Below are 21,520 nucleotides of genomic sequence, written 5' to 3'. Positions count from 1 at the left end.
CGCGTGATGGCTTCGAAAAACGGACAGTCGGACAACGACCGCGCAGCGATCGTCAAAGGCAAGTCGCCCCGCAATGTGCTCATCAGCGCAGGCGTCGTGATGGCCGTCGTCATCGGCGCGCTCGGCTTCTACTATCAGGTGAAGGAAGGCAACAAGGCTGACGAAGAAGCGAAGCTGCAGAAGAAGGCAAAGCAGGCTGAGATCGTCGACAAGTCGAATAACACGCAGGACCTGAACAAGACGATCGACGACCAGATGGCGGATGCCCGCCGTCAGGCTGCATCGGCGGCACGGGCTGCGGCCGCCCCACGCGCGCAGGCTGGCTCATCATCCGGAGCTACACCTATGCTGAGCGCCAACACCTTTATGGGTGATCAGCATACGCAACAGATCAAGGCGGAAGCAGACACTGACGCGGTCTTTGCATCGCCGATCTTTCGCGCGGGCCTGAAGGTCAAGGACACCGCGCCTCAACAGACACCGCAAGTCCCCGGCATCCTCACGCCCGCCCAGGTCGCAGCACAACAGGCGGCCGCGCAGCAGGCCGCAGCCGGTTCGGTGGGCGACCGGGTTGCAGCTGCTTTGTCGGCAGCAGGGGTGGGCGGACAACAGGGCGGTGCGCGACCCTATTCGAGCCAGGACCACGACGGGACGTTCATGAAGAACGTCGCAATGCAGTCTGACAACGGACAGGATTTCGCTCGCACCGGTTTCGTCGGGCAGGCGCGCGGCTGTGTCCTGTCGCCTCCGCATCACATTCCTGTGTTGCCGATTGAAGGTCTGAATTCGGATCGGCCCGGCACGGCCGCGCTGATGGTCGAGAAAGATGTCTATGACAGCGTCCGCGGTGACTGTCTGATGATCCCAAAGGGCAGCATGATCACCGCGCCCTACAGTTCCGACATTCAGCCCGGCCAGGAAAGCATCCTCGTCGCGGCGACGGAAATGCGCTTGCCAAATGGGAAGCATGTCCCACTGTTCGGGGCGCAAGGCGCTGATGCGGACGGAAAGGCTGGCTTCTCCGGTGACGTCAACAATCACTTCTTCAAGATCTTCGGGACGTCGTTCCTCGTTGCGATTTTGCTGCGCAAATACGACGGCGGGGACACGTCGACGACGACGGGCCCGCTCGGCGTCACGCAGGTCGGTAGTACGGCGGGGCAGGTTGCCGCAACAACGGCTCAATCCGTGCTCGACCGCTACAAGAACATTCCGCCGACGATCACTGACGAACCGGGTCAGCGCCGATTCATGCTGAAGGTCAATCGCGACATTTACATGGAGCCGTATCGTGACCAGTAAGCGACCGCTCCTGGGGTTGTTGTTCGCCGTGCTCGCTCTTACTGCGCACGCGACGACGATTTCCGAAGTCATCAGCCCCACCAGCGTCGTGCTTGCGCATGGCACTGCGCGGGCCATCGCGACGTTGGGCGGGAAACCGGTGTTCTATTGCGGCCTGGGCGCTTTCGAAGCGTGGGCTGCGCCGCTCGTTGGACAGCGTGTTCGAAGCAGCCCCGACACCGGTATCACTGTGCTCGTGGATGCACGTGACATTCCGCTTGACCATCTGCTCGTCAGCAAGGGCTGGCTGCAGCCTGCAACGCTCGACGATGAAGCCCAGGCCGCAATTACCGAAGGGCGTGGGGGCTGGGCGTGCGCGAGCGCGACTGTGCCTTTCGAGCTGATGCATACCAGCGTCGATCCCAAGGTTCTCGCCGGTGTCGCATTGAACGAATCGGGCTTGAACGGGCGTGCGTGGCCCTGGACGCTGAACATCGCAGGGCAGGGCTTCTTCTTCAAGACCCGGGAGGACGCTTATCGCGTGGTCCAGTCGCTGATCGCGCGCGGTCGCGGCGACTTCGACATCGGCTTAATGCAGATCAACTGGGGCTACCACTCGCGCCGCTTTGCATCGCCGTGGGATGCGCTTGCGCCCGCCACCAGCATTCGCGTTGCAGAAGAAATTCTCAACGAGAACTACAGCAAGACCCACTCCGTCGCGAAGGCGATCGCGTATTACCACAGCGCCAATCCTGTTCCCGGACAGGCGTATCTCGCGCGTTTCGCGCGGCATCTCAACCAGATTCAGGCTGGGCTATGAAGCACACCGTCTCCCATATCGCGCTCGCCTGCATCGCGTTGCTCAACGTAATGGCGTCCCATGCCGCGAACACCGACCCGTTCGATTTCGATTATGAAATCTCGGGTGGTATCGCCGAGCGTCCGGCCCTCATCTTCAATGATGGATCAAAGACGTACATCCAGCCGCGCGCGGGGCAAATCATTACCGCATCGGGCGGGCACGCTGAAGGCCCATACATCGTTGTCGATGGGACACCGGAATCCGTTTCTTATACGGTGGCCGGGCGCACCGCGACCGCGCGCTGGACCAGGGCGAACACCTTCATCGGCGGCGGTGCGCGCCTTGCGCTTGCCGGGCTGCGTGACGATCAACCGCCGGCGTTCGACGGGTTCACGAACCGGCTCGTGCTGATCGGCTCGCATGGCGCACTTGAGCCTGTCCGCTCGTTGAAGGCGAGCATGCCCGTTGCGAATACTGTAAAGGCACTGGTGCCACAAGGCTGGACAGGTTCGGCGCAAAAGGACGTGGACCTGACCGAAGCGGCTGTATTTTCGACCCGCCAAGGTGAAAACTGGATGCAGGCGCTTGACCGTCTGATGACCCAAAGCGGGCTGTACGCGGATGTCGATTTCACGACGCGCCATATCCGGTTGCATCGCGAAGCGCCGAAATCGGGTGCGCTCAACTATGCAGCGGGTGAGAAGTCGCAACCCGATGCAATTGCGCAGACCGTCGCAGCGCGGGAGGACGCAGCAAAACCGGACACGACAGCGCCTCGCGCGTCGTTGCTGGCCGAATACTTCGGCGCGCAGGCGATCCGCGACGGTGATGACACGCACACCCAGATCCGGTTTTCATCGAAACCCGCTCACGAACTGACGTTCAAGACACCTGATGGGCGTTCGCTGCATCCGAAATGGAATGGCGACACGAACGTCATGACCGTGGAGCGCGCGGACCGAATCGTCGTGTCCGATGGCTCGAAGTCGGTTGAGGTGGGGCGATCGGCGGGCACGGTCTATGACTTCGATCAGGCGAACACTGCCCATCTGCTGGCCGTGTTCGACAACGACGGGCACACCTATTTCAAGTTCGCGGACTCGGTGGTCCAGGTCCACGTCGCCGATGTGAAGCACCTGGGATCGGGCGAGCAGAAGGGCCGTTACTACATGTTCAACGGGACCTCGGAGCAGTTCATCGTGACGGCCGACGGCAACACGGTGAACGTCACGCGGCGTCACGATGTGAAGTACTTCGAGCGCCCGGCGACAGGCGCGCCCGTGACGCAACCCGGGGCAACGGCGGTGGCGAAATCGTGATGAACGGAACGCTCATCGTCGCTGGCGTAGCTGCAGGTCTGTGCTGTCTGAGCACCGCGCATGCGGATTGTCTCGACGACGCTGCCGCGTATCAGCATGTCAGCAGTCAGCTGGTGCACGCGATTGCGCAACAGGAATCGGGCATGCGCGCCAGCGCCATCAACGTCAACGGAGACGGCAGCCAGGACATCGGCCTGATGCAGATCAACTCATCGTGGTTGCCGAAGCTTTCACGTTACGGCGTGCGTCGTGAACACCTCTTTAACGCGTGCGTGAATGCATACGTCGGTGCGTGGATTCTCGCCTCGAACATCAAGCAATTTGGGCCGACATGGAAAGCCGTTGGCGCGTACAACGCCGTGTCGTCACAGAAGCAACTGATCTACGCGAACGCAATCTATCGCCGCCTGCAGCGGCAGGGGCATTGACTATGAATCTGACCATCCAACACAACACATGCATCCGTCTCGTTGCGCGTCTGTTGCCCGCACTCGTGCTGGCCGGTGCATCCGGCTGGTCGCACGCGGCAGTCGATCCCGACCAGTCGCGCGTGCCGACGCCCGCAGGTGACGGCTGGCAGATTCTCTCGGGCGCGCCGGGCGGCAAGGCTGCGCCGACCGCTTCCGTTGCCGCTGCACAGATCGCCGCGACCGCGCCCGCGCCGACGGCCCCGACTTCGACAGCGGTAACGCCCGTTGTCCTGCCCGGCAATCCGACGACGCCAGCTGTGCTGACCTTCTCTGTGTCTCCACAGGACGTGAACCTGCGCAATGCGCTCGATCGCTGGCTGCAGACGCAGGGCTGGCAACTCGCCTGGAAGGTCGATGACGATCTGCCGCTCGAGTTCAACGCGACGTTCTCGGGCGACTTCACATCGGTCCTCGTGCAGGTGATGAAGGCAACCAATCACATGCGTGTACCTACGCGCGTCTGCCGCCATACCAATAACGTGATCCGCGTCGTCGCGCGCGCCGCAAACTGCCAGGAATAAAACGACATGCGCCTGTCCTTCATCAGAACCGCCATCGCCGTTGCATCGCTTCTCTCCATCGCCGGATGCGCTGTCACGCAGAGCGACATCAACGCTGCCTATGACGCGGCGAACAAGACAGGGATCGACGCGCTCAACGGCGTACCGGGTTCCATGTCGCTTGTCGAGGATGTGCCGAGTGCGTTCCTCGGCGACAGGATGGTGCCCGTGGCGTACGAGGCGACGCTGCCCGCGGTTTTCCGCGATAAGCACGTGACCATGCCCGCGAACATGGACATCAACCAGATCGCATCGTTGATCTCGACGGCGACGGGGTACCCCGTTCACCTGAGTCCCGACGTCTTCGTGCCGCGCAGCTCGCTCGTGCCGCGCGAATCGGCGTCGGGGGATGGCAAGGCCTCGGCCGCACCGGTAGCGTCGGGCGCGAAGTCCTACGAAAAGCCCGTCTACACCCAGCCGTTCACCGGCACGGCCGGTGCCTACATGCGGGCGATGACCGACGATCTCGGTCTCGACTGGTCGTTCGACGGATCCACCATTAACGTCAGCCGCTTCGTTACGCGCATCTTTCAGATCGCGGCGATTCCGGGCAAGGTCAAGATCAAGTCGGTCATATCCAAGGGCATGGATACGACGACTGGCAACCAGTCCAACGGGACGGGCGGATCGACGGGCGACACCGGATCCTTCTCGGCGCAAACATCGACGGGCCGCGATGGCGAGTTCGACCAGATCCAGTCGATCAGGGATGCGCTGGACAAGCTGCGCTCGCCGATGGGGCGCGTCAACGTCAACCCGCAAAGCCGTCTCGTGATGGTCTACGACACACGTGAAGCGGCGGATCGGATGGGAAAGATGCTGGCGGGTGAAAACGCCGTGTCCACGCGCCAGGTCGCGATCCGTATCCGCACGCTGCAGATCGCGCTCAATCGCGGCAGTCAGGCGGGCGCGAACGCAGACGTTGTATTCAACGCAATTGAGGGTGGTCTTGCCAAGTACGCGATCAGCTTCACGTCGCCGACCTCGCTGTCGTCGGGCGGCGGCTCCGTGGGCCTGTCGGTGTTGCGTCCGAACGCGCCGTTCTCCGGCACGAACGCCGTTATCAACGCGCTGAACCAGTACGGCAGAACAGTACAGGACAACACGCAGACAAAGCTCACACTCAATGGCCTGCCGGTGTCCATTGCGTCATTCCAGAGCGACGATTACCTGCGTTCGACGAGTTCCTCCGCGGGCAGCCTCACGGCGACCTCGGGCGGGGTACCTGGCCTAAATCCAGGTACGGTCACGACAGGTGATTTCGTGAATATCCTTCCGTCTGTCAATGACCATAACCAGATCGTTCTCGCTTACTGGAGCGACAGTTCGAAGCTGAATGGCCCCTTCACCGAGAAATCGGTTGGCTCCGGACAGACGACGCAGACAATCCAGCTGGCCCACACGATCGGCCAGAAGGATGACCAGACGGTGGCGCTCTCCGATGGACAGACGGTGGTGCTGTACGGCGAGATGACGGACCACTCGGACAGCACGACGAATGGCGGTCTGGCGGGTATCACGGGTCTCTGGAACAAGAACCGGACCTTCCAGGTGATCATGCTGACGGCCACCGTTGTTCCCTCGATGTGAGCAACGGCATGCATATCACTGATCCGCTGCCGCGCGAGAAGCACGCGCGCCTCATTTTCGGACTCGACTGGCGCGCCTATCCGGCGAAGCAGGCGAGGGCCGAGCGTCGCCGGTATGCCGATGACTTCAGCGCAACGCGCTATGCCGAATACAAGGTCGGGAAAGAATCCATAGGCGGTTTCTGCTCGCCCGTACTCGTCGACATGAAAGGGGCGAAGCTGTTCTCCGGTGCAGCGCGTATCGCCTTGCACGAGCGCGTCAAATCGAAACCGGCTGTCCTCGTCCTGATCCAGGATGACCAGCGGGTCTATGCCGTTTTCGTGGTCCGCGGCGCCGTGCGCAGCGACGAAGTGCTGAGCGTGCCGCAGGCGTTCACCCGGCGCGCGGAGGTCGAGAAGGAATGCGAGCGGCTGAACCTGAAGCTGACCACGCTCGGGACGGGTGGGGCGCTTGGCGATGTCGACGAGTCGTTCGGCGGGGCGGCGCTGCTCGACCAGCGCAATGTCGGCCGCATCGCGAAGCTGCCCGTCAGCGTTCCGACGCTTGTTCCCGTCGTTGTTTTCGTTGGTGCCGTCACATTGGGCGCGTTGAAGGTCTTTGGTGCCTTCGATTCGACGGGGAGCGCGCAACACGTACCCACCGTTGAAGAGATCTATGCGCAGGCTGTGCAGAAGGCTTTTTCCGGTGCAACTCCCCGCGCCAACGAACTGGGCCCGGCGATCCTGTCCACGTTGGGCCTCGAAGAAACCGTCCGCAGGGGCTGGCTGTTCGAAGACGCGTCGTGTCCGGCGCGCGGAATATGTTCGCTCTCATTTCGCCGCTATGGCGGCAGCTTCGAAGACTTTGCGCGCAACGCGCCCGCATCGATGCATCCGCTTCGCTTCGATGCCGATGGTCTGCACGCGGGCGGCCGGGGACCGGCGGTGCCGAAGGTTAATGCGGTGACCGTCCGCGATTCGAGGGCATGGCCGAATGAGCAGACCTTCATCGAGATGGTCCAGACCCCGCCACAGAAGCTGTCGAAAAAGACCTTCGAGATCGACAGCTACGGCTATCAGGTAAGGCTCGATCCGTCGAGGCCACTCGTCACGATCGCACCAGGGACGCCCGGACAGAAGCCCGCTCACATGATCCGCATGGGCACGTGGGAGATCCATGGCTACCGCTGGCAGGCCCCGCTTCTCGCGCGGCTTCCGTCGAACATGGGTCTCGACAGCATCGACGTGAAGCTGAAGCTCAAGGATCAGGCGAAGAAGAACAACGGCGATGCTGACGTCCAGGCTGGCATCCAATTCATTGCGAAGGGGAAATACTATGTTCTCGATTAACCGGCTGGTGGCACTGACCTGTGCCGTGGCGTTGACGGGCGTTGCCCACGCACAGGCCAAACCGGCGGGCGCATCGCATGTCCAGCCCGTGACCGCCCGCGTGCCGACGGCTGACTTCGACGTGGGCATCTCACCCCGGTCGACCGCCGCTGCCTCGGCCGTTATGGCAGCGTCCGCTGTCACACCGGCAGCATCGGTCCCGGTTCCCGCTGCTCCGCCTTCCCGACTGTCGATAGACGAAATCGACGAGAAAATCCGCGCCCAGGTCTCCCGTCAACTGTCCGGCGACGGTGACGCAGCGAAGAGCATCGGGCTGGCCACACCCGCACCGCAAGCGGCACCCGCACCGGTTGTCGTAATCAGGCCGCCCGCGCCTCAGCCTGTCCGCGCACGCACAGAGTCCGTGAAGTTCGTCGGCGCGTTCAACGATGCGACGGGATCGTCGGTGCTCTACGAATTCCGCGGTGCCTATTACCCCGCGCACGTTGGCGAAAAGCTGCTCAACGGCTGGCGCGTATCGAAGATCAGTGGCTTTCTCGTGACGGTCACCGATGGCGAGGGAAAGAAGCCTCGTACGTGGTCGGAACCTATCGCCGGCGGCATGGGAACCGCTGATCCGCAGGACAACAACGCGCCGGCGCGCACGCTGAACGACCTGTCGGGCGCGTTGCCGCCGCCGCTGCCCACCCCTCTCATCCCGACCGGAGGTTGAAGCATGAGTATGTTTTCTGGAATCGAGAAGGACGAACCGTCGTCGCGCGGCTTGCTCGGTCGCTTCCGCGCGCTGCGATCGAGCTTCACCGAAGAGTCTCCCTCGTCGATGCCGATCGCTGGCTCGGACGGTAAGCCTGAGCCCGACCGAGAGCCGAAACTGAGGTCGAAGAGCAAGCCCCTGAAAGCGGAACCGGTGGAAATGACGCCGGGGCAACCGATGACGCTCGGCATGCGGCTTCGGATGGGTGACGTATCCGACGTCGAAGCATTTGACGACGTTCCGGCCGGAGAGGCGGTCCGTCACGCGCCGGCGGTGATGGCCGATGAAGCCGACTCCCTGCCCCGTGACCTGGCTGCGGACGTGCAACGGGAGCAGGCGAGGGTCGAAGACCTGCCGCTTGTAGAGCCACTGGCGAAGCTGCATGCAACTGAGCGTCCGCTTCACGCGGAGCACAAGACTGCTTTGGCCCATCGAGACGACGCGGAAACAGTCCAGCCGCCAGTTGCTGATGCGGCACCCGCCACGGCCGATGACGTGCACGAGGTTCGCGCACAGGCCGATATCGCCAAACGCGCGCCGGATTTCACGGCCCGCGGCCTGCCCGAGCTGGCTGCCGCCGATGCACTGACGTTCAAGCGCATCCTGAGCGGGCGCGGTCCCGATGCGGCGCTGCGGATCAACGACGCCGCGCGTCGCGAGTTCATTGCCGTTGAGATTCAGGCGGGCATGTCGATCGTCGTGACCACCCATAGTTTTCACGAATCCGCGCTCTACGCAACCTACGTGAAGGATCTCGAGCGCGCGGATATCAAGGTGCATGAGGAGCTGCTGGCGAGCGCCGACGTTATCTCTGCCATTTACGCGATGGAGCGCAATCGGTCTGCCGCGATCGTGCCGGAGTCGTCCCGCGCAATAGGAACGTTCCGGGATGTGATCGAAGCGGCACATAGCTACGGTGCGAGCGATGTGCACTGGGAAGATCGCGACTTCTCGTCAGAAGTCGAGGTCCGTTTCCGCGTGGACGGTGATCTCTACACCTTCCGCCGGCTGAGCAAGGAAATGGTCCGCAAGTCGCTTGCCGCTGCGTATCAGGATCTCGTCCAGCGCAATACGAACTCGGGCGAAACCTTCCAGCCGGCCGCGCCTCAGTCCGCGATGATTCCGCTGGTCGTAGCCGCCGATCTGCTCAACCTCCGTTGGCAAAGCTCGCCGCTCGTTGGCGGCTACGACGTGGCGCTGCGGATGCTCGACGGGAACTTCAAGAATCCGAAGGTGCTGTTGCCGCAGCAGATGGGCCTGGAAGCGAGCCAACTGGCGATCATCGAGGCGCTCGGGCGCGTGAGCGGGGGCGCAGTGTTCGTCACCGGCGAGACCGGCTCCGCGAAGAGTACGCTGTTGCGCGCGATGTCGTTCCTCAAGGATGCGCGCGACTTGCGCAAGCAGTTCGCCGTGAGTGAGCCGTCGGAGTACCCGATGCCGTGGCTGTCGGACATTTCGATTACCCGCCGTCCCGACGAGACGGACCAGGAGGCGAGCCGGAAGTATGCCGAGGTCATTCGTACGCTGATGCGAATGGACCCGTGCGACGTGACCGTGAACGAGATACGTGACCATGTGGTTGCTGCCCTCGTGGTCGAGCTCGCGCTGACCGGGCACCCGATCCGTTCGTCGTTGCATGCTGACAGCCTGATCGGCGCGGTGATGCGGCTGGTTGGCGGGCGGTTGCAGCTGCCCGTCGACGAGGTCGCGTCGGAGAAATTCCTGAACGCGGTCAGCAACCAGAAGCTGATTCCGTTGCTGTGCCCTCACTGCAAGGTTCCCGCTGCGGAAGTGATGCAAAAATCGCAGCTCGAACTGTTGCGATCGAAGTTTGGCCTCGACACCCGGAAGATGGCGTGCCGCAACTTCGACGGTTGTGAACACTGTCGCCGCAAGGGTCTTTTCACGCGCACCGGCAAGGTTGCCGCAGGCGCGAAGGGACAAACGCTCGCGATGGAGATCTATCGTCCGACGCCTGAGTTTCTCGACCGTGTTCTGGAACGCGACTGGCGCGGTGCGGAGAAGGTCTGGCGCAACGAGCGCAGGACAGGCTTCGACGATCCGGACATGACTGGCAAGACTATCTATGAGCACGCGCTCTACAAGGCGTCGCAGGGGATTATCGATCCGCGATTCATTGACGAGAGCATGCGCACGTTCGAGAGCTACCGCGTGTTCCCGGATCATGCAGGAGCGATGCCGTCATGATCCGCCGTCTGATCTATTCCATGCTGATGGCGCTGCCACGCGACTATCGTCTCGCGTTCGCGAAAGCCCGCTTCCGGAAAGCGCGCGAGACCTTCTATGAAGAGACGAAGCTCGACGTCGCAGCGAAGGGTCTGCGCAATCGCGAGACGTTGCTCGAGCGACTTAGAACGCTCGAAAAACGCCATCGCGAGCGTAGCCAGATTGTCTGGATCGTCTATCACGAGATTGGCCGTCGCATGGTCGCGGGCGAACCCTTCGCCACGGCGATGAAGCCGTTCATTCCGCTCGATGAGTTTGCGCTGCTGGATCTGGCCGGGAAGTCCACGAAGGAGGATGCCGCCGAGCGCGGTCTCGACCTCGCGGGCATGGCGGCCAACGCGAAGCGGATTCTCTCCGATACGACGTCCATGCAGATGGCGTACCCGGCGTTCCTGCTCGTCTATCTGTACGGTCTGTGCATGATCTTTGGGGGCGCTGTCTTCCCGCAGATTCTGGAAGTCAAACCGCTCAACGACTGGATGCCCTACGGCCGGATGCTGTATGCGATCGATACGTTCTGCTACGACTACTGGTGGCTCTCCGGCTCGGTCGTCGGGCTTGCTGTGTTTGCGTACTTCGCGACGATCCGCCGTTGGACGGGCGAGCTTCGCAATCGCGTCGACAATGCACCGCTGATGTGGCGCAACCGTCGCGATCTGCGTGGCGCGCTGCTGATCGTCTCGCTTGCAGGCCTGTTCGATTCAAATCTCACGTTGCGCGCGGCGATCGATCAGCTGATGGTGAACGCGGACCCGTGGCTGCGCTGGCATCTGGAGCGCATGAGCCGTCGCCTGACCGCGACGCCTCACCAGCCCATGCGCGCGCTCGATACCGGGATCTTTTCAGAAGTCATCGTCGACAAGATCACCGACGCGGCTGGCCGTGACCAGTTCATCGACGCTATCAAATCTCTCGGGCGCACCTCGTTGTCTCGTGTCGTCGAGGCCGTGCGGCGCAATGCCCGTGTCACCCACTACATCCTGATGGGAATCGCGGTGGCGGTATTCGTCGGGGTCGGGGTCGGCTCTTATGTGGCGACGGGCGCGGCGAGCTTCGACATACCTACGCCGTCCGTGAACGGTTCATCCATTTCAGAATGAGGACAAGCATCATGAAGCACGAGAAGAATGTGAACGCAGGGACTCAGCACAACGACGCCAAAGTGACGCGGCCAATGCTGCTGAACATGGCGCGACGCCGTCGCCAGTCTGGCGAATTGTCGATGATAGAAGGCGCGGGCATCATGGCCGCAGCTGCGGTGCTCGCGATCGCGGCGATCGCAGGCGGCAAGTATGTCTATGACCGCGTGCAGGCTGGGCGTTTCAAGGCAGAAGCGCAGTTCTTCCATTCCGGCGTGCTCGATGCAACAGCGAACGATGTCGATTACTCGACCGAGACGCTTTCGGCGCTTGCCCAGAACCATGCATTCGATGCGGCGGGCTCCCGCGTGGCAACGGACCACTCGACGGTTCGGGGACTGTTCGGCGGCAACGTAACCGTCACAGTCGGTTCGATGAGCGCAACCGACGACTCAGTCATCATCAACTATCCGGTGCCCAACACGATCTGCACGCTCGCCATGCCTGCAGTGGTCGCAGCGTATCCGATGGTCACTGTCAACGGGACGACGGTTTCCGGCCCGTCGACGACGTTTGACGGATCGACGGCGGGCGCCGCGTGCGGCAGCGGCACGGCGACCGTCGCGATGTACGTGACGAAGAACTGACCGGGTAGCCGAGCGATGAGCATCATCGAGATGGCCATTGTGCTGCTTGCGGTCGCGATCATGACTGTGACCGGGATAAAGCAGGACGTGGCGAAGCAGCGCGCCGGCCTGCTCGCAGCGGAGGGACAGAGCGAGGCGAGGATTAACGACGCGCTGTCGAAGTGGTCGACGGATAACTATTCGACCTTGCTGGCCCAGTACGAGTCTAGCGGCTCGGCGACGCTTACCGCGCCGTCGATCGACGACCTGCACACCCTGGGCTATCTCAAGACTGCCTTTCGGGATGGCCCGTTCTGGGGCGGGACGTACCAGATCGACATGACGATGGTGCCTGCCGGGTGCACAGCGGACGCTGGCAACTGTCACGTGTCATACCGCATGTACACCTCGCAACCCGTCACCCACTACGGGCAGCCGGATAGCAACGCGGCGTCCCAGATCGCTCAGGCGGGCGGGAGCGACTTCGGCTATTCGAAGCTTCCGAATCCGGCAAACATCGTCGGCCTGCTCGGCAAGTGGACGGCGGCGAATCCGGTGGGCGGTTCACCCGCTGGTGTCGTTCTCGCCACCAACGGAGATGGTGGCGACGGCGACGCGATCTACATCCGCCGCGACGGCTCGCTTACGTGGACGGGCGATCAGAATGTCAATCACGTCAGCCTGCATAACGTTCATAACCTCGACGCGGAAGGGACGATCAGCGCCGCGGACATCGGCGCGACTGGCGCTATCGCCGCGAGCGGCGCGGTAACCGCTGGAACGACGGTTTCGACCGGAAACGTCGGCTGGCCTCGCACTGCTTGCCCGAGCGCCAACGCGATGACGGGGGCGAGTGACAACTCGGGGCTGATGCTCTCGTGCCAGAGCGTCGGTGGCGTACTGCAATGGATGCCGGTGGGCGGCCCGAAGCTCTGGTACGGATACACGTCCATTCCGAATGGTAACGGGACATTTGTGCCGAATCCGAACTGTCCGGCAGGCGGTACGCCCGGCATGGTCGTGTCGGGGAAGAGCTTCTATACCGATCCGACGGCGGCGATCAATTACCCGATCTCAGGCACGGGCCCCTGGACGGTCTACATCACTGATGGGAGCGGCTCAGTCATTCCAGGCAGCGCTGTCGCGTCTACGTTCTGTTCTTACTAGAAGGATTTTTGAGATGAGCCTTGTCAGAGTAGCTATCAGGGTTTGCCTGGTTGTCAGCATGCTGTTTGGGGGAAGCGCAGCTATGGCAGGGCCAGCAAGATGTTCTGTCAACAATCAGGATTCCACGTGTGTCGGTACCATAACGACGGGGTGGCAGACGGCCCCTACGTGTCCGTCGTCGGCGGGCTGGACGATGATAACTCCGGCAAAGTGGATCGGATCGCAATACTCCGCGCCGCAGTGCAACTATCAAAATCCCCCCACATGTCCGGGAGGCTTTCATGAGACGGTTCCGGCGTCGTGGAACGGATCGAACTGGGTGGGACAGCAGTGTCAACCGAATGCCACCCAAGCCACCGACGTCGCGAACGCATGCAATGCGCATATACCGAGCGGGTATTATCCGACTTCCGCATGGTCGCAGGATACCGACCCGCAAAAGCGGGCCTACGACGACTATGTTGCCGCCTACACTGGCGGAGTTGCAGGCTACTCCACCGTATATAGCTTGGGTGCTGACGGTCCGACGTACTCTCTGCCCTGTTATGACCGCAACAACTATCTCGGACGTTGCTATGTCGCGTCAGATAGCTCAGTAATTGCGATCATCATGTCGCAAGCATCAAGCGCGTCGAGTGGGCAGTGCAATCACTGACGACTCACCCGACTGGCGAAAAAAAAAGCGCCCTACAGGGCGCTTTTTCTTTTTGGTCATGCGGAATTGACTAGCCGACAATGTTTCCCGTGGTGAACGTGAAAGTACGGGAGAATGCCGTGCCATTGATCGTACCCGTCAGCGAAACCGTGTACTGTGAGTTCGGCGACAGCGGCGTGGTCGGATACGCGACACCCATCCAAGCCGGGAGAATCTTGTTGGGGTCCTTGGCCGAGTCGAGAACCTGCAGCGTGATTACGTGAGAAGACGCGTCCGTCATCGTACCGGTTTGCATCACGATGGTATCGGTCTGGTTTCCTGCAACCGCGACCGGCGTGCCCCAATTGCCCGACGTTGCAGGAGGCGTCGGGATTTCGCCGCCTGCGGAGTATGCGACACCAGTCGTTCCCTGGCAGGGGAAGGTCAGCGGTGCATTCGTTATCACCGGCTTGTAATCTGCCAGGGTCATCGAGTACCACTGCTGCGGGAAGCCGTTAAAGGTCGTGGCGACCTTGCCGATACCTACCGCCGTTGTGGGCGCGACAGCAATGTCAATGTGATACACGCCGGAAATCAGGCCATACACGGCTTGTTGACCATATTGTGCTTCGGTCCACGTTGCATTCGTAAAGAAACCACCGGATACGCCGACGAATCCCACATTTTGCGTGTAGCCGAAATGAGAGGCACGATCGACGTACGTTGCGCCGGTATATCCTGGGTTGGCCGAGGCCTCGCTATCGCTGACGACATTGTTAGTCCCTTGGTACTGCGCGTGAGCGGCGGCCGCATTATCGAGAGCCGTGTTTTCCTGAAGCGCGGGAAACCCGCATTGCTGGCGCTGCTGGTTGAGCAGGTTGAACGCGGTGAGCTGGAAGCTGTCAGCCGTGTATTGCGGCGTGCTCACATTGGCGGGATTCGTCGCCGCAGCAGGCGTGCTCGCCCCTGCCGCCGGGCTGCCCCCGTTGCCGCCACCACCACCACCGCACGCGGACAGAGCGATCGCGGCGGCAAACGAAACCGCGGTGAGTGCGGAAATATTCTTCTTCATTCTGAAACATCCTCGGTGTTGTTGTGAGTCGTGCCCCTTGCACGACCTTGATTCCATGTTAGCGAGCGACAAACAAAGTCAAGTCGCCGCTCGACCGTGTTCCCGCTCTCGTCGGGCCGTCGCGCTGATGCAGGATTGCGGGCGTCATTATCGGTTATCGGAAAATTTCGGTAAGGGTTAAGCCTAGGCGCGAAATGGATAAAGAAACACCCGCCGTTGGCGGGCTTTCACTGGCGTTTGCGGCGCCGGCGGTGGAAGATGCGCAGACCGATGAACGCCGCCACAAGCGCCGCTCCGGTCGCCTCGGGCATTGCCTTCGCTAATCCGGGGACGAGACGGCAGCTCATGTACAAGCAGAACAGCGCGATAGAGACGCGGCCGAACCAGGGCGCGCTCAGAATGGAGAGAAACTGGGAGGGCTGACCGGCTGACCAGTCGCTGTATTCCTCGTTGGCCTTCTCCAGGTCGAACTCGTCGGCATGCTGAACCCGCTCGCTCTGATAAAACTTCTCGTATCGGTCGAATCGGCCGTCACCGCCACCGGCCAGCCATGCCGCATTGCTTTCCCGGGCGAGGTAGTCGAAGTCCTCCATTTTCATGAGCAATCGTCCTGGTCTAATGCATGATCCCGGCGGCCCACGAAACCGCGCCGACTGCATCAGAGATCACGCGTCCGTCATCCTCGGCGTGGAATTCACCGGTCTCGGGATTGCGCCATCCGAACTGGGCCTTGCCATCTGTGCTGAAGATCACAAGGCCAGCGGGCAGGTCATTCGCAGCGACTTCAGGCCTCATTCGCCTTTCTCCGTGGAGCGCGCCGCTTCATTCCGAGCTGTTGCATACAGGCGGGGCAGGTGAAGCGATTGTGCATTTCGATCTTCGCGTCGTTGTTGGAAACGACGTAGTGCGTCGAACACGTGCGGCAAGGTGCCACGGTGAGCCGGGTGTCGGCCGCCATTGCGCGGATAAGGTACCAGCCACGGTCAGCGGAGATAGCACGGTTTCCGCCGAAGAGGCGATCGTAAATGTCGTTGGTTGCGATCAATGCCTCCGGCGGAAGGGCACCCATCGCGACAGCTGATCGATACATCCACGCGTAGACGGTGGCATGCAGTCGATGTTGGGGAGATTCGACGAACCAGAGCAGCGAGTTTGCCGTGTTGCCGCATGGCGAACTCTTACCGTGAATCTTCGCGTAAAGCATACGCATCTGGTTTTGATTGAGATTGAACAGTGCCGTAGCGGTCGATGCGCGCAATCCGTACGCGAGCAGCGCGCCGGCGAACGCTTCGTTCTTTGTACGGCCGAGCCGCAAATCGCCCCATCGCGCATCCATCGGCAGGTCGGCGACTCTTGCAGGCGACGTCGACATGATCTGATGCGCGATCATCTCGTCGGACAGATTACTGCCCATGAATTCATACCAGAAGGACTGGCTGTTGAAGCGCCAGCGAAACAGCGGCAAGCCGTTCATCCGCTGCAACGCGAGGTGAAGTCGATAGGACGGGACCGACAGAAGGTATTGCGCCACTTCCGTTGTGATGCCTAGCAGAGGGGCGGCCAACACACTCATGTTGAGGATCTGTGTCGCCAACGAGAGGAAAGCGACGTTTTGATGCCCGACCGCGTACGACGCCAAGGCGTCGAGATCGGGTGTCTTCCGCCGGAGGATGTCCACAGCAACAGTGGTTGCCGTTCCATCGACGAGGCACCGCCAGTCCTCGATAGATTGCAGTGTTGGTTCAACCATCATGAATGGTGCGCGCAACAGGCTACGCAGCGACGATTGATTAAGCTGGAGCTGCTCGAGGTCTTCGAGATTGACGTTGAATACTTCGTTGAAGCGGCTGTCTTGCTGCAACAGCCACTTCATATGGTCAACCATACTAAAATTGGCGACGTGAATCTGGTCGGTAAGCCAATCAGGGACGTAAAGGCGGTCAACGGCGCGGTAATTTTCTTTGTTCTTCATTACTTGTTTCTCTCAAAACTTGGGACGCGAGGCGGTTAGACCGCGCGGGCTGCTGCCAGCAACTCCTGGTGGAAGCTACCGACGTGATCGGCAAATGCTGCGAAAAGGTCGGAGAATGTCGCAACCGAGCCCCCTGCGGTAACCAGCAGCTGCGTCGTCTTGTACTTCTGCATGAACGAGCCAAAGTCTGCCATCAGTTCCTTGATGCTTCGTTCGATCGCTTCTTTCGATTCGATCGCAGCCACTTGTTCTTTCCGTTGTTCCTCAAGCGCAGCGACTTCTGCAAGAAGACTTTCCCTTTTCTCCGTTGCTGCCTTGACCTGATCCATCAGGCCTTGGGCCGCAGCCTGCAGTTGCTTGATGTCCTCGGTCGGTCCGCTGACAATCACTTCCTTTGTTTCCACACGTGTAGCAGCTTCTGTCAGCTGGCGTAACAGGTTGGTCCGCTCCTGCTGAAGCTTGGTAATCTCCGTGTGCATCGTGCTTACCGACCGGTTAGCAACGTCGAGATCAACCATCGTCTTCTTGTTTCGTTCCTTGTCCTGCTCGACCAGCAAGCGAAGCTGTTTGGTTTCTTCAGAGAGATACTGGTTTTCGTGTCGCGCGTCGTCGAGTTGACCAACCACTTCCGACAACTGGCTATTCACGACGTCAAGGCTCGCCTGTTTTTCCTCAAGCTTGAGCTTGTAGTTCTCGATGATCTTCTTGATTTCCCGCTTGCCCAATTCCGGATCTTTACGCTTTGCCTCGAGGACAGCGTCGATCACCTCATCGTCCTGACTAACGAGCATGTGCATGTCGGTATACCCGAGCATTTCCATGGCTCCGGCATTCGAACTGAATCGCAGGTATATGCGGATGTAGACCTTGACGGTGTCGTGCTTCTTCCGGAAAAGCTTCTCCACGTATTTGTAGAAAAGCTCGGCAGCCTTGTTGCGAATGTGGCGCGTGTCGCCCTGAACGGCGACGAAGTGGCTTTCAATGCGGCTGCGAAGACCGAAGAGAATGCACCCAATGTGCATATGCTCTTCAAGAATCTTCCGGGTCGAATGCGCAATCTCCATGCTTTCGGTTGCAATGATGGCCCGCAACGATTCAGGGACTGCGTTGCCGAAAAACATCCGGACTGTCTTAGAGATCTCTTGCTCGTCCGGTATATGGGCGAAAGCGAGCGGTGTCGGGCCAGCATCCGTGAGGTCACCCGCGCTTTCGGGGCCTTCGGACCGCGTCGGATCGAAGTCTGGCTCGTTGGTGTTCTGGAGTTCCTTGCGATTGCTCATTTTTTGATTTCCTCGAGTACGTGGGGTGCCGCGTCAGCGGGTCGCAGGGCGGCCCGTTGGCCGCGGAAAGGCACTCGGGCGGGCAAGGCGCTCGTATTGGCGAGGGAGCTTTCGGCCGGAAAGACCCTCGGTATGCGGATGCGAATCTCTTTCATCCTTCTTATGTACCTTCTTGTCGGATCGTGTCTATTCGAGTTCTGGACGGGCGACCTTTTATTCGTTGGTATGAGTTCCCCGGAACCCCAGCCCAGAATACGCTTCGTTTTCATCTCGTCAGTCCGGAAAGCTGCACAAAAACGTGCCGCTTTGATGACAAAGCAAGAGGATTTTGCGGGCGCAAACGTTCAGAATCGGCATAATCGGCAGAAACTTTAGGGAAGAATCGTTACTTTTTTAGGGTTAACCCTCAAGTTTGTCCGGTGCGATCTAAGCGCCGCTTCGTCTATAGTCGCGACGCTTTGGATCGCTTGCCAGGCCTTGGCAACATCGATGCGAGCAGAGCCACTTATCGCGTGGCGGGCCTGTCTTCCGCGCAGCCATTCGCGGAGGTCCGTTCGACGCATGACGGTGGCGGGCAAGGAAGGGGATAGCACACAGTTGTTGCTAGCGAATACGCCGACCCCTTCAATTCTCCATAGAGCGGGAAGGACTGAGCGCAGGAACGCGACCTTCGAGCGGTTCTGCCGCAAGGGGGACGTTCGGGCCTCCCGTTTGCCGTCCGATCCGGTACGTATCAGGGTGCCGCTATCAGGACCAGGCTCGATCAAGCCAGACCAGTTTTTGGTTTCGACGAGGAAAATGCCGAAAGGCGTGATCGCCAGATGGTCAACCTCGGCGGTGGGATAGGCGGTACCGGGAGCATGGTTGAGCAGCAAGGCTCCGGGATGGAGAAAGAAGTTTTCGCCGCATAGCCATGTCAGAGCGTCGAGCAACTCTTCATAGACCCGGCGCTCACCTTCCTCTCCACGAATATCGCTGCGCAGTACAGGGGCAGTCGACTGTCGCTCGGTCGACGTAAAGCCGCTTCGCCGTGCCCAGCGCCAAATGAAAAGCAACGCTCCGATCAGGAGCACCCAACTTGTATTCATGACTCACGACTCCAATCAGGTAATGAGTCAAGTTTGCCAGGCTGAATTCAAAGTCAAGTCGCGGGTTCGGGCGGCCGGGACGCACGCGTTTAATAGTGGGTAACTCGAAAAGCTATATGGTTTCCCGGAGCTTTTCGGGTTAAGACCGTGAGCCGGTTCGTTCCTAGCCAGAGGAAGGCCGCCTTTTAGTGGTTTAAGCAGTTTAAGCTGCATGAAGTTCGTGAGCATTCGGACAAACTAACCCTGCTCGCGGCGGTAATCTCGCTATATCTCTAGCGTCGTCTCGACGCATCGAAAGCGTCGTTGGTACAGACGCGTCTTCATTCCCTTCCTCGTTTCCTGTCTCAGCACGCTGGCTTTTCCGTGCGCGCCTCCAACGGGCCCGGACGAAAGCGCCTCGCGCCAAGTTTCCTTGCTCATCGAGCATCGAAACCACCGGACGTTGTCCGGACATTCCCTTGTGATTTTTCTGGAGAGAAAAATGTTGAAAGTCCTTTTCAAAGACGCTATCAAATCGCCAGGCAAGCTTCTCGCCCTGTGCTTTGTCGTTTACTTCGCGACGATTTCCCTGGCGGTTGCCGGGTTCCTCATCCTGCTTGCTGCCCGTTGGGTGATGGTCGAGATGAAGAAAAAGGCGAAGGCAATTGAAGCAGCCGAAGCTGAAGCCGAAGCTGCGCGCGTCGAGGCTGAAAAACTCGCTGCCTCGCAACGTATGGCTGCTCAGGCGAAAGCCCAGCCAGTACCTGTTGCAACCGCATCGAATGACAGCGTTGCCCAACCGGCGCCGATGAAGCAATACGCCAAGTCGGCCGTCGTTCTTCCGTTTAGGACCGGTACCCAGTAATTCGGGTCTCCGTCACAACCTACCGTCACCCTGGCATCTGCCTCGGTGACGGCCCACCTTTACCCTTGCCGGGAATCCCATTCCCGGACACGGGCTATGAGATTTCTGGCAACACCGGAGCAATCTCATGGAACCGCATGTGGCTGCCTGGCAGCTGGACATGTTCGGCGAGTCCTCGCCGGTAATCGTCACCCCTCCCAAGCCCGAGCCTCTCCCCGATCCGCATTTGTGGAGCGACGCAGTGCGCGAGAAGATGGTCGATGCACTGATCTCTCTCGCGAGCGATAGTCGCCGCGGCGACAGCATGCCCGAGTCGCTGATGGATTGTGCTGACCTGCTCTCCGAGCGACTGCGCAATCGCAAGGTCGACATCGATGACTATCGCGCGACCCTCGGATGGATCATGGGTTACTGGGACGGCGCACTACCTTATGTATACGTCTGCAAGGTCAACGGAGTCGATCCCGAAACTATGCAGGACGTAATCCTGAGCACGCCGCTGCTCGAGCGCGATCTGCGCGAACTGCAGCGCATGTGTTTCGGCACACTGCTGTAGGAGGTATCGTGCGAAACACCGCAACTCTCTTCAGCCGCGTACTCGCGGATCTCTTCCCCGGCAAACCTGCCAACCAGCCTTCCACTTCGACTCCTGCCCAGGCCGCCGCGCCCGCGGTACCACCGGCCGGTTCTGCAACGAATCGGGACCTTGTTCCGTCTGTCGTTGGACAGGGAGCACAAAACGAGACGGTGATAACGATCGGTGACACGCCGCATCTGTTCGTCGATGAGGGTGATCACATCGTCCAGTTCACTCCTGCTTTCGACGACCACACGGAGGAAACCGAGTTCGGCATGAAGATCGTGCCCGACCTTGAACCGCACTGGTCACAGGTGATGATTCATCGTTGCGAGCTTAAGTCGGCTATAGCAACAGCAATCCGCCAGGGCAACCGTGCCGTAGCGAACGTGGTTGCCGAACCGACGCCTGAAACACCATGTAACACCTTTCATGCACCCGCAGTAGCGGAAGACGAGCCGTTCGAAGCTGGCGACTCGGGATATGTGCGCCGACGTCGCGCGCAGCCGGCCGATGCCTCATCAGTGACCGGTCGCATCGTGTCGTGGGGCGAAGAAAAGTTTCCGGATCGCAAGCGGGAGGGGCGGCACTACGTCTCGTTCGCAATGCATATCGAAACGAGTTCGGGTGAGCGAACCCTCCAGGGAGAAGGCCTGAAGGAAGCGATCGCAGAATGTCGTTGCGTGGTCGGCGACGTTGTATCGGTGCGGCGCACTGGCAAGGTCAAGGTTCCTGCCATCCGGCAGACGGACGGCACACCGATCATGAAGGACGGCAAGCCGCTAATGTGGGACAAGTGGCTCTGGTCAATATCTAAATAGTGAGGAAAC

At 60.5% G+C, this 21,520-nt stretch carries 21 protein-coding genes; 15 read left to right on the top strand and 6 right to left on the bottom strand.

The window, feature by feature from the left end; all coding sequences use genetic code 11:
• Positions 1 to 6: 6 nt before the first annotated feature.
• Genes KFO72_RS00880 through KFO72_RS00825 form a run of 12 tightly spaced genes read left to right on the top strand, consistent with a single transcriptional unit; the run spans position 7 to position 13,223 of the window.
• Positions 7 to 1,302, top strand: coding sequence for a TrbI/VirB10 family protein (locus tag KFO72_RS00880; protein ID WP_225031154.1), 1,296 nt, complete (start codon positions 7 to 9; stop codon positions 1,300 to 1,302).
• Positions 1,292 to 2,101, top strand: a complete 810-nt coding sequence (locus KFO72_RS00875; protein WP_225031153.1) for a transglycosylase SLT domain-containing protein — start codon at positions 1,292 to 1,294, stop codon at positions 2,099 to 2,101. The genes KFO72_RS00880 and KFO72_RS00875 overlap by 11 nt, the downstream gene beginning before the upstream one ends.
• Positions 2,098 to 3,402: a TrbG/VirB9 family P-type conjugative transfer protein gene (locus KFO72_RS00870; RefSeq protein ID WP_225031152.1), complete on the top strand. Its 1,305-nt coding sequence runs from the start codon at positions 2,098 to 2,100 to the stop codon at positions 3,400 to 3,402. Before KFO72_RS00875 ends, KFO72_RS00870 begins: the two co-directional genes overlap by 4 nt.
• Positions 3,402 to 3,830: a lytic transglycosylase domain-containing protein gene (locus KFO72_RS00865; RefSeq protein ID WP_103153753.1), complete on the top strand. Its 429-nt coding sequence runs from the start codon at positions 3,402 to 3,404 to the stop codon at positions 3,828 to 3,830. The genes KFO72_RS00870 and KFO72_RS00865 overlap by 1 nt, the downstream gene beginning before the upstream one ends.
• A gap of 2 nt (positions 3,831 to 3,832) precedes the next feature.
• Positions 3,833 to 4,393, top strand: coding sequence for a toxin co-regulated pilus biosynthesis Q family protein (locus KFO72_RS00860; RefSeq protein ID WP_225031151.1), 561 nt, complete (start codon positions 3,833 to 3,835; stop codon positions 4,391 to 4,393).
• Between the two features lie 6 nt (positions 4,394 to 4,399).
• Positions 4,400 to 6,022: a type II secretory pathway protein gene (locus tag KFO72_RS00855; protein WP_225031150.1), complete on the top strand. Its 1,623-nt coding sequence runs from the start codon at positions 4,400 to 4,402 to the stop codon at positions 6,020 to 6,022.
• 8 nt (positions 6,023 to 6,030) lie between these two features.
• Positions 6,031 to 7,350: a hypothetical protein gene (locus KFO72_RS00850; RefSeq protein ID WP_225031149.1), complete on the top strand. Its 1,320-nt coding sequence runs from the start codon at positions 6,031 to 6,033 to the stop codon at positions 7,348 to 7,350.
• Entirely contained in the window at positions 7,337 to 8,062 is a 726-nt protein-coding gene (locus KFO72_RS00845) for a hypothetical protein (protein WP_225031148.1), read from the top strand. The genes KFO72_RS00850 and KFO72_RS00845 overlap by 14 nt, the downstream gene beginning before the upstream one ends.
• A 3-nt stretch (positions 8,063 to 8,065) precedes the next feature.
• The gene (locus tag KFO72_RS00840) at positions 8,066 to 10,312 is read left to right on the top strand and encodes an ATPase, T2SS/T4P/T4SS family (protein WP_225031147.1); all 2,247 of its coding nucleotides are present in this window, start codon (positions 8,066 to 8,068) and stop codon (positions 10,310 to 10,312) included.
• A complete protein-coding gene (locus KFO72_RS00835) occupies positions 10,309 to 11,451 on the top strand; it encodes a type II secretion system protein (RefSeq protein ID WP_225031146.1) in 1,143 nt (380 codons plus the stop codon). The genes KFO72_RS00840 and KFO72_RS00835 overlap by 4 nt, the downstream gene beginning before the upstream one ends.
• 11 nt (positions 11,452 to 11,462) lie before the next feature.
• A complete protein-coding gene (locus KFO72_RS00830; protein ID WP_225031145.1) occupies positions 11,463 to 12,077 on the top strand; it encodes a type 4 pilus major pilin in 615 nt (204 codons plus the stop codon).
• Positions 12,078 to 12,092: 15 nt separating this feature from the next.
• On the top strand, positions 12,093 to 13,223 hold the full coding sequence (locus KFO72_RS00825; protein WP_225031144.1) for a hypothetical protein: 1,131 nt from the start codon (positions 12,093 to 12,095) through the stop codon (positions 13,221 to 13,223).
• 725 nt (positions 13,224 to 13,948) lie between these two features.
• Here KFO72_RS00825 and KFO72_RS00820 read toward each other — a convergent pair.
• The 6 genes from KFO72_RS00820 to KFO72_RS00795 all read right to left on the bottom strand — a co-directional run bounded on the left by KFO72_RS00820 (position 13,949) and on the right by KFO72_RS00795 (position 19,269).
• Entirely contained in the window at positions 13,949 to 14,929 is a 981-nt protein-coding gene (locus KFO72_RS00820; RefSeq protein ID WP_225031143.1) for a CAP domain-containing protein, read from the bottom strand.
• 227 nt (positions 14,930 to 15,156) lie between these two features.
• Positions 15,157 to 15,528, bottom strand: a complete 372-nt coding sequence (locus KFO72_RS00815; RefSeq protein WP_318248377.1) for a hypothetical protein — start codon at positions 15,526 to 15,528, stop codon at positions 15,157 to 15,159.
• 16 nt (positions 15,529 to 15,544) lie between these two features.
• Positions 15,545 to 15,724: a hypothetical protein gene (locus KFO72_RS00810; RefSeq protein ID WP_225031142.1), complete on the bottom strand. Its 180-nt coding sequence runs from the start codon at positions 15,722 to 15,724 to the stop codon at positions 15,545 to 15,547.
• On the bottom strand, positions 15,714 to 16,901 hold the full coding sequence (locus KFO72_RS00805; protein WP_225031141.1) for a FlhC family transcriptional regulator: 1,188 nt from the start codon (positions 16,899 to 16,901) through the stop codon (positions 15,714 to 15,716). The genes KFO72_RS00810 and KFO72_RS00805 overlap by 11 nt, the downstream gene beginning before the upstream one ends.
• 35 nt (positions 16,902 to 16,936) lie before the next feature.
• Complete coding sequence (locus KFO72_RS00800) at positions 16,937 to 18,181, bottom strand: hypothetical protein (RefSeq protein WP_225031140.1); 1,245 nt, start codon at positions 18,179 to 18,181, stop codon at positions 16,937 to 16,939.
• Positions 18,182 to 18,552: 371 nt separating this feature from the next.
• Positions 18,553 to 19,269: a nuclease-related domain-containing protein gene (locus KFO72_RS00795; protein WP_225031139.1), complete on the bottom strand. Its 717-nt coding sequence runs from the start codon at positions 19,267 to 19,269 to the stop codon at positions 18,553 to 18,555.
• 481 nt (positions 19,270 to 19,750) lie between these two features.
• Here KFO72_RS00795 and KFO72_RS00790 point away from each other — a divergent pair, with 481 nt between their 5' ends.
• The 3 genes from KFO72_RS00790 (at position 19,751) to KFO72_RS00780 (ending at position 21,511) form a co-directional block, all read left to right on the top strand.
• Complete coding sequence (locus tag KFO72_RS00790) at positions 19,751 to 20,113, top strand: hypothetical protein (RefSeq protein WP_225031138.1); 363 nt, start codon at positions 19,751 to 19,753, stop codon at positions 20,111 to 20,113.
• 127 nt (positions 20,114 to 20,240) lie between these two features.
• Positions 20,241 to 20,669: a hypothetical protein gene (locus KFO72_RS00785; protein WP_225031137.1), complete on the top strand. Its 429-nt coding sequence runs from the start codon at positions 20,241 to 20,243 to the stop codon at positions 20,667 to 20,669.
• 8 nt (positions 20,670 to 20,677) lie between these two features.
• Positions 20,678 to 21,511, top strand: a complete 834-nt coding sequence (locus KFO72_RS00780; RefSeq protein ID WP_225031136.1) for a hypothetical protein — start codon at positions 20,678 to 20,680, stop codon at positions 21,509 to 21,511.
• The last annotated feature ends 9 nt before the right edge of the window (positions 21,512 to 21,520 follow it).

Source organism: Paraburkholderia sp. XV (assembly GCF_020177535.1).
GTDB lineage: Bacteria > Pseudomonadota > Gammaproteobacteria > Burkholderiales > Burkholderiaceae > Paraburkholderia > Paraburkholderia caribensis.
Note: the sequence above shows the minus strand (reverse complement) of the source record. Positions and strands in the feature narration are given on the sequence as shown.

Coding starts and splice junctions, on each gene's coding strand:
- KFO72_RS00880 (WP_225031154.1), top strand. CDS start 7: ATGGCTTCGAAAAACGGACAGTCGGACAACGACCGCGCAGCGATCGTC.
- KFO72_RS00870 (WP_225031152.1), top strand. CDS start 2,098: ATGAAGCACACCGTCTCCCATATCGCGCTCGCCTGCATCGCGTTGCTC.
- KFO72_RS00865 (WP_103153753.1), top strand. CDS start 3,402: ATGAACGGAACGCTCATCGTCGCTGGCGTAGCTGCAGGTCTGTGCTGT.
- KFO72_RS00860 (WP_225031151.1), top strand. CDS start 3,833: ATGAATCTGACCATCCAACACAACACATGCATCCGTCTCGTTGCGCGT.
- KFO72_RS00855 (WP_225031150.1), top strand. CDS start 4,400: ATGCGCCTGTCCTTCATCAGAACCGCCATCGCCGTTGCATCGCTTCTC.
- KFO72_RS00850 (WP_225031149.1), top strand. CDS start 6,031: ATGCATATCACTGATCCGCTGCCGCGCGAGAAGCACGCGCGCCTCATT.
- KFO72_RS00845 (WP_225031148.1), top strand. CDS start 7,337: ATGTTCTCGATTAACCGGCTGGTGGCACTGACCTGTGCCGTGGCGTTG.
- KFO72_RS00840 (WP_225031147.1), top strand. CDS start 8,066: ATGAGTATGTTTTCTGGAATCGAGAAGGACGAACCGTCGTCGCGCGGC.
- KFO72_RS00835 (WP_225031146.1), top strand. CDS start 10,309: ATGATCCGCCGTCTGATCTATTCCATGCTGATGGCGCTGCCACGCGAC.
- KFO72_RS00830 (WP_225031145.1), top strand. CDS start 11,463: ATGAAGCACGAGAAGAATGTGAACGCAGGGACTCAGCACAACGACGCC.
- KFO72_RS00825 (WP_225031144.1), top strand. CDS start 12,093: ATGAGCATCATCGAGATGGCCATTGTGCTGCTTGCGGTCGCGATCATG.
- KFO72_RS00820 (WP_225031143.1), bottom strand. CDS start 14,929: ATGAAGAAGAATATTTCCGCACTCACCGCGGTTTCGTTTGCCGCCGCG.
- KFO72_RS00815 (WP_318248377.1), bottom strand. CDS start 15,528: ATGAAAATGGAGGACTTCGACTACCTCGCCCGGGAAAGCAATGCGGCA.
- KFO72_RS00810 (WP_225031142.1), bottom strand. CDS start 15,724: ATGAGGCCTGAAGTCGCTGCGAATGACCTGCCCGCTGGCCTTGTGATC.
- KFO72_RS00805 (WP_225031141.1), bottom strand. CDS start 16,901: ATGAAGAACAAAGAAAATTACCGCGCCGTTGACCGCCTTTACGTCCCT.
- KFO72_RS00800 (WP_225031140.1), bottom strand. CDS start 18,181: ATGAGCAATCGCAAGGAACTCCAGAACACCAACGAGCCAGACTTCGAT.
- KFO72_RS00795 (WP_225031139.1), bottom strand. CDS start 19,269: ATGAATACAAGTTGGGTGCTCCTGATCGGAGCGTTGCTTTTCATTTGG.
- KFO72_RS00790 (WP_225031138.1), top strand. CDS start 19,751: ATGTTGAAAGTCCTTTTCAAAGACGCTATCAAATCGCCAGGCAAGCTT.
- KFO72_RS00785 (WP_225031137.1), top strand. CDS start 20,241: ATGGAACCGCATGTGGCTGCCTGGCAGCTGGACATGTTCGGCGAGTCC.